Annotated in this window: 8 protein-coding genes; all 8 read right to left on the reverse strand. The window is 36.4% G+C overall.

Annotated features, from left to right (window positions below; all coding sequences use genetic code 11):
• The coding region (locus tag HU235_RS14725; protein ID WP_174880672.1) for a response regulator transcription factor at positions 1 to 1,575 on the reverse strand (1,575 nt) is incomplete at its 3' end.
• A 91-nt stretch (positions 1,576 to 1,666) separates the two neighbouring features.
• Positions 1,667 to 2,308 carry a YesL family protein gene (locus tag HU235_RS14730; RefSeq protein WP_174880673.1) on the reverse strand — a complete coding sequence of 214 codons (642 nt, stop codon included), beginning with the start codon at positions 2,306 to 2,308 and terminating at the stop codon, positions 1,667 to 1,669.
• A 549-nt stretch (positions 2,309 to 2,857) separates the two neighbouring features.
• Positions 2,858 to 4,015, reverse strand: coding sequence for a Gfo/Idh/MocA family protein (locus HU235_RS14735; protein WP_174880674.1), 1,158 nt, complete (start codon positions 4,013 to 4,015; stop codon positions 2,858 to 2,860).
• Between the two features lie 47 nt (positions 4,016 to 4,062).
• Complete coding sequence (locus HU235_RS14740) at positions 4,063 to 4,836, reverse strand: sugar phosphate isomerase/epimerase family protein (RefSeq protein ID WP_095301915.1); 774 nt, start codon at positions 4,834 to 4,836, stop codon at positions 4,063 to 4,065.
• A gap of 375 nt (positions 4,837 to 5,211) precedes the next feature.
• Positions 5,212 to 6,738 (reverse strand): extracellular solute-binding protein, encoded by a 1,527-nt coding sequence (locus HU235_RS14745; RefSeq protein WP_174880675.1) that lies wholly within the window; start codon positions 6,736 to 6,738, stop codon positions 5,212 to 5,214.
• Between the two features lie 222 nt (positions 6,739 to 6,960).
• Entirely contained in the window at positions 6,961 to 9,561 is a 2,601-nt protein-coding gene (locus HU235_RS14750; RefSeq protein WP_174880676.1) for an exo-rhamnogalacturonan lyase family protein, read from the reverse strand.
• A 153-nt stretch (positions 9,562 to 9,714) separates the two neighbouring features.
• A complete protein-coding gene (locus HU235_RS14755) occupies positions 9,715 to 10,563 on the reverse strand; it encodes an AraC family transcriptional regulator (protein WP_174880677.1) in 849 nt (282 codons plus the stop codon).
• A gap of 360 nt (positions 10,564 to 10,923) precedes the next feature.
• A complete protein-coding gene (locus tag HU235_RS14760; protein WP_174880678.1) occupies positions 10,924 to 12,429 on the reverse strand; it encodes a right-handed parallel beta-helix repeat-containing protein in 1,506 nt (501 codons plus the stop codon).
• Between the last annotated feature and the right edge of the window lie 120 nt (positions 12,430 to 12,549).

Raw genomic sequence — 12,549 nt, forward strand, 5'->3', positions numbered from 1 at the left:
TGGTAGCTCCATTTCATCCATTTTTCTCAATATTTTTTTTCGGTATTGAGTTGGTGTCATACCAGTGATTTTTTCAAATTGAGTGACAAAATAATCCGAATTAGAAAACCCAACGACTTCAGCTACCTGATAAACACGCATATCTGTTTGTCTTAGCTTTTTCTTCGCTTCCTTAATACGAACTTGTAAAAGGTAATCTTTAAAATACATGCCATATGTTTTTTTAAATAGCTGTCCCATATAGACAGGATTCATAAAAAATTGATTTGCAATACTCTTTAATGTAATGTCTTCTTTGTAGTGCATATCAACGTATTTTTTAATTCTACGAATATGTACTGTTCCAGATTCTTTGTTCAATTGATTGATTAATGCTGCAGCTTCTAATATAAAATCAAAAAATATCCCCTTTATCACTTGCAACGTTCGAGGCTTATTTTCCCAATTTAACATGTTTTGAAGGAAGGATAAATTTTTCTCATCCCCCTCCATTGTCTGAATCGTTTTTATTACTTCATGTACCACCCGATTAATGGATGTTTTTACCGCATCTTTTGCAAACGCCTTGTCTTGAAATTGCTCAAACATTTTATCAATTGCATTTTTTATCTGCGAAGGCTGATTTTCCTCAATGTACTCAAAAAGTGTTTGGTAGATAGTTTGGTCAAGCTCGATGTAATTAACATTGGACACTTTTGTTTTACCATATATAATTGGGCTTTCTAAAGATTCCAAATATTTAAATTGTAAAGCTTTTATCGCAGTATCATACGTTTCCTTGATATCATTGGGATTATTGATGATTTTTCCAATATAGAGAGAAACTTCTGTATTCAAACTGTTCGTTAACTGCTTTTTTAATGCTTCTGAAAAGTGAATGATATTTCCATTAAATTGTTTCATTTCCTCACTTTTGACTAATATGCCGATACGATTATTCCCATGGTCCCGAAACAAAGTACTAGAATGATAATGTTCACCATGGAGCATTTTACTTATAATATCACGCAGCTTGGCAACGTTTACAATAATATTATTAATCTCAATAATCATGTAAGCCATTCCTGTTGTTTGGTTGATATTCAACTTTTTCATGCAATCATGACGATGTGCTTCTTCTAACTCTTCGGTTAACAATTCATTAAAAGCAGTAGTAGCAAGTATATTATTTCTATTTCGGTCTACCTGTAGCTTTCTCTTTTTCTTTTCCGCAACCTTTTTAAGCGTTTCTTCAATCTCATCTTTATCAACTGGCTTCAGTATGAAATCATCCACACTATACTTTACGGCTCTTTGAGCATACTTAAAGTCACTATACCCAGTTATAATGATAAAGTTAGGTGGAGATTTCTTCATTTCAACAGTCTGCTTAATCAACTCAAGACCGTCTAACACTGGCATCTTAATATCAGTTATGACTAAATCGGGATGATTCGCTTGGATATACTCTAAAGCATCCTCTCCATTATCTGCTTCTGCACAAACTTCAAAGCCACAGCCTTCCCAATCAATTAGATTAATCAATCCTTTGCGAACAAATCGATCATCATCTACTAAGAATACTTTATATGCCATAGCTATTTTCCTCCAATCATGCGACAAATAATGTATGACCTTAAATGCAACACTCTCATTTCATCATATCACACTAAATTCGCGGATAGAGTCACATTCTTTCATTAGATGTTTGCTGCTTACCCTCTAATCTCCGAAACCCAACTAAAGCACAACTCATCATGATTAACGCAACTGTGCTGGAAGTTACTAAAGGAATCAAACCTGGTATAAGAAATAGTAGAAAACATAGGAAGGATAATCCAATGACAATTAGAAGCGTCATCATTGGACTAAGAATGCCGATTAAAACAGCATGTTTAAAATATTGAAGAAGTTTCAAATGATAATGTACATACACTGGAATAATATATAAGAAAGAAATAACGTAAATAATCGTTATGAAAATCATCCCTGTTTGAAACACATAAAATGATGCACCTGTCATATTTTGAATAAATTGAAAATCAAGATATAACAAATAACCGATAACTAGGTAGATTACTCCGATAACATTAGACTTGAAAAATTCTTTCCTATAAGTGATAGTAAAAGTTTTCAAAATTTGTTTACCAGTGCCATCCTTAAGAAGTAAGTGCCGAATGACCGCAAACATTGCAACTGTTGCTGGAAATATACCAAAGACAATTAACCCAGCAAGTACACTCCCTATCCAAAGTAGATTTATATAAGCTAACCACATAATCCATTCTAATAAATGATAAAACTTCGAGATATTGAGAACTTTCCCCAATTTTTATGCTCCCTTCACTACATGATCATATGACTTTAAAACTTGCTTTCATAGTTTATAAACGATAGTTCACTCATTATTTTAGTGATAAGCTCAAAATTAATAAGAATACATTTTTACTGAAAAGAAGGTTGATAAATCGAACTCAACCTTCTTATCACACTAAAATTTTAGAATCTTAATTATCAGAGTTATAATTATATATTAGAAATTTTTGTAAGCACTTTCATTTTAACTATTAATTTTCAACTAAGTTACCCTACAAAGTAAAGATTTTACTTTGAAAAACTTAGTCGGTTAGCAAAAAGGAACTATAATCATGTCACTAAACCTCTTATTGTAGAATTGAAGGAATATATTTATAGTCCCTAATATAAAAAAACTCCAATACCATATAAAGGAATTGGAGTTTCTGAATGTTTTGTACCAAAGAATACATACCATATCTTTACTTTTATAATATAAAGAGGAATAAACATTTAAATTTTAGTTAGAATTGCAGTGTTGAAATAAATAACAAGGCAATGAATCTATCAACTTTTTCTCACCCTAATGAGTCCCCGACACATCTAAATTCACCTTACCGACAGCCCTTTTCTGAAACGTCGAATTTCTTATTTTCTCCTGCAGCTTCTCGTAAAAAAGCTCCGCATCAATCGGCAGCTCCACTGGCTCCTTTAACCAGGAGGACAAATAAATCGCATTGGAGATTTCCAGTCCCTTGATTCCCTCTTCCCCAGGAGCCAATAACGGTGTTCCTTTTGTAATCGAATCAATCCAATTTTGCATGATTCCTTGATGCTCGGTATGTCTACCTTTAATCGGGATATCAATTGTCCAGCATTCGGGTCTTCCAAAACCACCGGTATAGGTTGCATTGAATTCACGCTCAGATTGAGTTAAGCGGTGAAAGGTAAGCTTGCTGTTCTCAACAACTAGCTTTCCGCGGTCACCAGTGATTTCAAAGCGGTTTGTTCCAGGTGCTTCACCAGTTGATGTGATGAATACGCCTGTTGCTCCATTTTCATATTCAACATAGGCGGTAAGATCATCCTCAACTTCAATATCATGATATTTACCATAGCTGCAAAAGGCATGGACCTTTTTCGGCATAAGTCCTGTTGTCCATTGCCATAAATCAAGCTGATGAGGTGCCTGGTTTAATAAAACCCCACCGCCTTCTCCCTGCCAGGTTGCTCGCCACTCACTTGAATCATAATAGCTTTGTGAGCGGTACCAATCTGTGATAATCCAATTTGTTCTTTTGATTTCTCCTAGCTCACCTGAAAGAATAAGCTCACGTAGCTTTTGGTAAATTGGGTTACAGCGTTGATTATACATAATCCCAAATACCTTCCCGCTTTCCTTTGCCGCAAGATTCATTTCCGCTACATCCTTCGTATAGACACCAGCAGGCTTCTCAATAAGAACATGCAGTCCTTTCGCAAATGCCTTCATTGCCAGTCTTGGATGATCATAATGTGGTGTTGAAATAAGGACTGCATCAAACACAGATGTGTTAAAAAAATCATCCTCATCTCGAAAAATCTTCACATTATCTTGACCAATTATCGATTCAAGCTCGTTTTGAAATGGATCACATATAGCAGTTAGAATGGCTCCCTTTATTTTCCCTTCACTTAATGCCCTTACATGCGATCGACCCATATTACCAATTCCAATCACGCCAACTTTAATTAAACTCATTTATCTCACTCCATATTATTAAGATCATTTCTCAAAGATGAACTTTTCTACCGACTAGTACTACCGCTTATTTTTTCAGCAAATTGGGTAAGATTTCGTAAACTTGTTTCTAAGCATCTTAATGGCGGACCCTCACAAATATCCTGCTCTACTACATACCATTCGATCCCATTCACTTCCCCCCATTGAAAGATTGGGAGAAAATCGATAACACCTGTGCCGACTTCTGCAAACGTTTGTCGTTCATCATCCGTCATGTCCTTTAAATGGATAATCGGCATCCTTTTCTCATATCGCTTAATATATTCCAACGGTTCGATGCCTGCCTTTTTTATCCAAAACACATCGATTTCAGCTAAAATGCGATTATCATCTAATGGATCAAGGATATAACTTAGTGCATCTTGCCCATCTATATCAATATCAAACTCAAATGCATGGTTATGATAGGAAAACCGATACTCAGGCTCATCCTTTGCCAATTGGTTTAACAATTTTTTTATTTCCTTGTATTGCTCGCAATTTCTAAATTCAGCTGCTACATGTGGAAGAATTATATCCTTTGTACCATACAAATTTGCTTCATTTAATACTGCCTTGAAATCATTTAATAAACGATTCAATGATACGTGTATTCCTGCTGCTAGTAATTTATTTTCTTTTAATCCCAACGCAATCTCGTTTGGATCATAATCTTTAGGCAGGCCAGAAATTTGCACACCTGCCCAGCCCATCTCCTTAATGGTTTTAAAAATTGGACGGATTCCCGTTTTTAATTCTTCTCGTAATGTATACAATTGGACTGCAAATTTATGCTTCAAAATTGACCATTTCCTTTCTCCAAATCGTCTATCAGCTTCCACTTTCTCATTGCTTTGTTATGTTGTTTTATACTGAAACTCGATTCAAATTACCCAAATTTTTTAGACCATTCTAATCTAACCTCATAAAATTTGATTAATTATCAATTTTTTAGATAGATAGAAGTATCGAATCATCGCCTCATATTGCTTTGATTACTCAAAAAAGAACTGATACTGCCATTTCGTCATCGTAGTGATCTGCTTTTAATTCATTAATAGATTTGTTTCCACATTTTGTTTTAACGTTCCCACATTTCCCTTTGATGCCACCATATATTTCCCGTGAGTCAGAGTGAGCATTAAGCTCACCAACCGAGTTAACAGCTCATTTGTCTATTTGCTTGCTTCCTTGTATAGTTTATTGATTTCTTCAATATAATCGTCTCCACCGGTGCTACGCCATAATTCAATTGCTTCTTTAAATCCCGTTTCATCGATTTGCCCAACGATAAATTTAATTCGTGCATCATTGATAATGTTGTCTAATTGCTGACCTTTTTGGGCATATACTTCAGAAACAAGTGATTCAGTAGGATTTGGAACAACGATTTCTTCATTCTCCTTCATGACCTGTGCTTCTTTGTCTCTTAAAGGAGTTTGGATTGGTTTGATAAAACGTTCTTCTGGGATGTATGGTTGGAATTGGTTAAATCCTGAGCCTTCTTGAGTAAGCGCTTCATTGTCTTTCTTTAAGTCTACATATTGACCGTCTTTTATTTCGTAATGACGCCCTTCAATCCCATTATTTGCTAGCATTTGTGCTTCCTCGTCATTTAATTTATCAATAAACGTTAATACCTTTTTTAGCTCTTCCTCTGTATTGACACTTGATTTAGGGATGGCAAGCATTCCAGAATATCCTGAAGTTGGAAGGTTATGAAGTCCTGTAGGTCCTTCAACAGCACCAATCACATCAATTGCATCTTTCATATTCGGATCTGCAGCGAGCATATCCTCTTCGGCACGATGGGCATGGTCAACAACATCTACAATCACCCCAGCCTCCCCATTTAGAAAGTGGTCTACCCATTTTTGTGGATCCATGACAGCAAAATCCTCATTGATTAATTTTTCATCATAAAGCTTTTTGAAAAATTTAAGCGCATTGACATATTCTTCTGTCATAAAATCAGGCTGGAGGTTTCCATCAGCATCCTCTCCCCACTTATTTGGAGCACCGAACCATGTTTGCATAATATCAAATGGACCTGTGTATTTTGAAATAACCATTCCGTAAGTGTCATCCTTGCCATTTCCATCTGGATCCTCTTCTGAAAATGCCTTTAACATCTGATAAAAATCGTCAATTGTTTTTGGTGTTTCTAGTCCAACCTTCTCTAGCCAATCCTTTCGAAATGTAATGCCGTGTCTCCCTAAAGGACGTGAGCGATAAATCCCGTAAATTTTGCCATCAATTGAGCTATTATTTAATATCATCTCATTTGCTTGACTTAAATTAGGATAATCCTTTAAGTAAGGTCCTAATTCCCAAAACGCTCCATCCTTAACTGCACTGATGAAGCTAGGATCCTTTCCTGGAATCATCATTATATCTGGGAGATCTCCAGAGGCTAACGTAATGTTTAGTTTTTCTTGATAAGAGCTATTCAGTGCCCATGTGATTTTTATATCGGTATCTGTATATTCTTCAAGTGCCTTTAAAACCGGATTGTCTTCACTTGGAGGGTCTGTGTCAAATGTTGTTGTCATAATGCTAATCGTATTATCCGAACCGCCCTTTTTCGAATCACTGCTTGACGATTCTGAATTGCTGCATGCGACTAATGATGAAGAAAGAAGCACCGTTGAAAGTAAAGGCAGGACTATTTTTTTCCTTAATGCTTTTTTACCTTTTCTCATTTCGATCAATCCCCCTGTAAGTAAAAATATTTATCGGAAACAAGCCACCACAGTGTGAATGGTTTTGCTTCTACAATCATTTCTTAAGTACTAATCAACCAAACAATCAATTCCATCCCCCGATAAAATTTGCCGATCTTCTAATTTTTCGCTATAATTATATTGGTAACTTATGGGCAAAAATGAGTTAGATATAAAACTGCTAATAAATAGCAGCTCAACTTAAGTTAGTTGTTTCATATCATCATGATCATGTATCTTTAGATTAGAAGGTAAATAATCACCGATTAACTCTAAGGCGATCATCGTATTTAAACACCATTGTGATGTGGTATTCGTCGTTATCGTAGGAACCTCTGTTAACTTTCTCCATACGTGTATTTCATTTTCCTCCATTGGCAGCATTACCTGATTTACTTCTTTATTTAGTAGTAAATTCCATGCTTTCGCAGCAATAGACGGGCTCTTTTTCTTTGCAGCTGCATAGGCGACGATGTCAGCGGCTAACATACGATTATTAAATAATTTGTTATGCAGCTTTCCATTGCTTCTTTCTAGCTTTTCCTCCTGACTTAATTCATAAAATTCGCCGAACTCAGCAAGCATCTCTTCCCATTCTTTGTCTTCTAAAACTTCAGCAAGCTCCATCCAAACTTGTGGTCCGCCAAAAGCGATAATCATATGATAGCCACCTGCAATGCCATCCCCAATATGATAGAGCTCATTTGTCTTAGGATCATACCCAAAGGTTGGTCCTGACAGCAAACGTAATGGCAATTGTTTGAACGTTTCAATTCCTTTTATGATTTTATTTCGATAATCGATATTCCCTGTTCTCTCCCATTCAGATAACCAATTTGAGCAAAACGCCGCCCAATCCGGCCCTACACGAACATGTGTCTTATATTGATCATCTGGATAAAATTCTCTCATTGGGTCTAAGTTTGCAAGAGCAAAATCTGCATCTTTCACTTCTATTAATAAATCTCTCGTCCGTTCATCTGTTGTGAGAAAATAATAATATTTATGGAGGCCAGCCATACTTATCCTCGCTTCCTTACAGCCACATCCCCAATGGACGACATTATGTCTTGAGCCAAGTCCAGCATATTCTCCAAAATGATAGACATCGACCTCACTTGTATGGCGGGTCATCGCCTCAGCCATTTTGAAGATATCTTCCCGACCTGAACGTAAGAAGGAAATCCATAGCCACATATTCGGCACGAGCTCAGTATTTTGCCAAGCAAAGCCACCTAAATCATATCTCCATTGATGACGGATCGGGTCATATGTATGCATGACATCTCCATAATTCCAGAATCCATACCATCTACGTTGATCAATCTCACGTTTATAAAAGCAAATCGCTTTATCAAGCTCTTTTTCTAGCTGTGCTTTTACTGGATGACTTGTATCAGGTAAACTCCAAACTCCTAACGCTTTTGTCTCATAATAATATTCCGGCTCACAAACTAAGAGGATTGGTGCTTGCCATTCTTCTACCTTTTCAACGAGCTCTTCGTCTGATGGAATTGCGCGATAGCATTGTAAAAATACTTCACTAGTGTTAGCAATTCCGTATGGGGTTGCTCGCATTTCGTCAAAGCCTTCATAAGCACTTACAACATGCGTTTCTTCACTATAATGCCTTAAATCCATTGCCTCACAGTCAGGTGACCAAAACCATACTTTTACTTTTGTTGCTGCGTGATTTAAACCAGTAATTTCTAAAGTGGAAGGGAACTTCTGCCAAAAGTTTTTTACACCAATGCCAATCCCACCCTTTTCTCCACCTGTATACATCATTCCTTTTGCTCTACTGCCATGTGTTGATTCAATCCATGAATAGCCATTCTTTGTACGTTTGACAATCCGGTAATGTTCTGCTGAATCCTGGGTTAGTTTAAAATCATTCCAAATGGCGTTTTGTTTGACATGCTCAAGTAAATTTTGATGTTTTTGCTGCGACAGATCGATTACTTCTCCTTTTATTTGTTTTTCATATAGTCCATCAGCATGTCGATGTCTTCTCGTTAACAAAATTTGAGCAGGCTCAGAATAAATTCCTTCATCACCAGCAAATCGACAATGGCGGTTCCACGGTTCACCGCTTAAAGGTAGCGAAAATTCCATTCCTAATCCTTTAATAAAATCTATTTGAGGGTCTCCATCATAGAAAAAGGTATGAACCATTCTTATTGAAGGAGATTGTGCATAAAAGTAGATACGTAAATGGAAAGGAAGCCATAATTTCTTATGATTTTTTGAGCTACTTACATGCTCACCTTCGATTTTAATGACACATCTTAATGGACCATCTTGTTCAATTTCCACATGGGTAATCTTAGTTTCAAATGGGATTTGTTGGATTGACTTTATTTCTGAAGTTTCATCCCTTACCTCTTGAATGGACATCAATCTCCCCTTTTCCCCTAATACAGATGAACCGCTAACAATTTTCTCGATAAAATGGCTGCCTTGCTTGTTTATCGTCCATTGGATTTCTTCTGTATCTACGATTATCTGATTCTCAGAATCTATTACTCGCAATGGATTTATCGGATGTTGATTTTCACCAACTTTTAGTTCATACCTTTTGCCGTTTGGTTGAAAAACAGCGCTGTGACCTGTCCATTTAACACTCCCATCCGGCCAATAAGCCATCGGCCAGCTTTGAATTGGAATCTTCTTACGATCTTCTGCGATGAGCGTTATGTTGTCTTCTTTTTTTAGCTGGCCTTTTTTCCATGGAACTCCCCATGAAACACCAGCTTTACTATTAGGACGATGCTTTAACCATTTTAATTTCAAAAAAACCACAACCCTTCATTTTGTTTTCACAAATGTTTACCACCATTAGAGATCATAGTTGAAAATGAAATCACAATTTATAAAACGCTTACATTTTGTTTCATAAAGTAAAACGTAACTTTTCTTTTAAACCTCTACTCTCAATATCCAATATTTCTACTATCAGCTTTGCAAACGCATTTTCCGATACTCACGAGCTGTTACACCAATTTTCTCATTGAAGTATCGACTAAAATGGGAGGCACTTTCAAATCCGCACTCATAGGCAATTTCATGAATGGCTTTATTAGGCTCCATTTCTAGTAAATATTTCACCTGTGTTAGGCGACATCCCATAACATATTCCATCACGGTATATCCTGTCATTTCCTTGAACACATGGGAGACATAGGACTTACTCAAATTAAGTGCTTCAGCAATCGTGATAAGTGTTAATTTTTTCATATAATTGTGTTGAATATAATTTGCGATATTCTCTGCATGCTCGATTTTGTCACCCTTTTGATTCGGGATTTTCAGTGAGACAAGCTGTCCTAGCTGATACACTTTGATTAATATTTGGATAAACAAAACCTTCATTTCTGTTTCTGCTAGCTCATCATGATCGTCCGTTTTATTCTTAAGCTCTGACAGTTGATAAATCAATCCTTCTAATTTCTTTGATTGTTCACTCTCATTTGTTCGAATTAAACAATGATGCAGCTTTTGAAAAACTTCAATTAAATACATACATCCTAGCTCTTCCAATAATCCTTTAATCCACTCTGGTGAAAAATGAAGCAGGCTTCGGACATAATCCATATTCGGATCAAAATTTGGCCTATGCATTGTCAGGCCATCCATAAGCAAAATATCACCAGGCTCTAAGTCATAAATTTTATTATGGATTAAATAGCGGCATGATCCCTTGTGAAAAAAGTAAATTTCATATTCTGGATGGGAATGAAAGTCAAAAGAATAATCATCCTTACCTTTAATCCTATGTTTTACCCGTAATACTTCCTCCTTCAAATCACCATTCCTCCCAGTGAAGCTATTTTCATTTTATCTTAAAAATGTCATCATTTCGTTACCTGAAACTGTCTTGATTATATAGGAAATTGACTGAGAGTGCTTTAAAAAGTTGAAGAATATCTATTATACGAGAAAAGGTTGATTTTCGTAGATTGCTAATGCTGAAGTTAAGTTTTAATAAATTATATGGGAAAAATCTTAAATAGCTTTTCTAATCAAGTTGTTTTCATCTATAAACTCCCTTTCAAGTAGATTCCCTATTGTGAAAAGCTTTTCAAAGCGTGTAAGGCCTCTGATAATTGCATCCTTAAAAAACACCCACTATAGTAGTAGGTGCATCCGTTACATGTCCAATCCTTATTTAGTTATTAACGCATTCCATATATTCGCCTCTCGAATAAGAATATTTGCTGCTTCCTTCTCTATCTGTTTTCCTGCTAGAGCCTTAACCTGATGGATAAAAGAAGATAGATTCCGATTTTTTAGTTTCTCTTGGAGGCTGTTCGCAATTCCAACATGATCGATTGTGCCGTCATCGGTAAATGTAGTCACGAGTTCCTGTAATGATAAAAAAGGATCTTTTTGGTCAGCGAGGTAGCCTAACTTATATTTGTAAAGTGGACTAGTTGTTATAGGACGCATAAAGGTTACATCAGGTAAACTGCCATCAGGCTTTCTAGGTGCAGATAATTGGCTTACATCAAGACTATAAAAATCAGTCGTATTGATCTTAATCCCACCATCAATTGTCCAAGAATTATTCGCTACATTTTCTGGCTGATGATTATCATTTAAAATGGTTGTCCCAATATATGCAATGTTATTGTGTAAAACTTCTCTATAACCAGGGATGTCTTCTTCACTAGTCGGACTAATGCGCTCAAGCATATTGAAGTTAGCACCATAGGATAAACCATTATTGTAGGCTGTGTTATTTATCCAATCAGCTGCTTTTCCTGGCTGATGATTCGCATAAAAGCCGTTAGCTCCGTTATTAACGGCTAAAGAATATCTGACTGTATGAACTGGTATTGGATCTGGCAGACCAGATGTTCGATACGAATATCCACCTACCTTAAAGCCATTTTTGTCACCTATCCCGTTCTGATTACCCCTATTATTGAAAGCCCAACAATGGTCATAAACAACTGCCCCAGTTGAACTAATACTGTCAAATCCATCATCGCTATTATTCCATGCCCTGGAGTTAATGAAGGAAACTGGACCTCCATGAGCACCAAAACCATCTGTATTTCCAGCTGATATGTCAGTTGGTCCAATGTTGTTATAAGCATCAGAATTTAATACAATACCTGTCCCTCTTCCAGTATAGTAGAAACCATTTGCTTCATTATCATGTGCAGCCATATTTTCGAAATTGGCTTCACCCCTAATTCGAAACGCTTCAGATTGCTTTTGATTCCCTACTTTAACCCCTACCACATCAAATCCCTTAAATGTGATATCTGTTACACGATCCTCAACGTAAAAGGCTGCCACACGTAAATTCGTTGGCACTTGTTTAAAATCAAAGACAGGCCGTTCTCCAGGATATGCCTCATAGGTTATTCCACTCTTCGTCATCACATGAACATAATTATAATTACTATCCGTTTTTGCAATTTCAAACTCATCATAAACCCCTCCCCGTATATAAACGGTATCCCCTGAGGAGGCTACTTCTTGTGCTTTCATCATGCTTTTGAAAGGCGCACTTTTCGTTCCTGGATTGCTATCATTACCAGTCGGAGAAATATAATAGCTTGTCGAGCCTGTCCCTTCTTCAGCATAAACAGCATTTGTCAAAAACAATGCAAAAACGATACAACCGAACACAAACAAACTCCCGATCTTTTTCAACATGATTTCTCCCCTTTCCTTGCATTAAAATAGTTCAATGAATACTTATCTTCGTGAACAAGTAACAATAGATTACAAATAATGTCACCTCCTTTAATGCGTAACGAAAAAGCAGACGTTCTT

The sequence above is a fragment of the Metabacillus niabensis genome (assembly GCF_902829255.1).
GTDB classification, from domain to species: domain Bacteria; phylum Bacillota; class Bacilli; order Bacillales; family Bacillaceae; genus Metabacillus; species Metabacillus niabensis.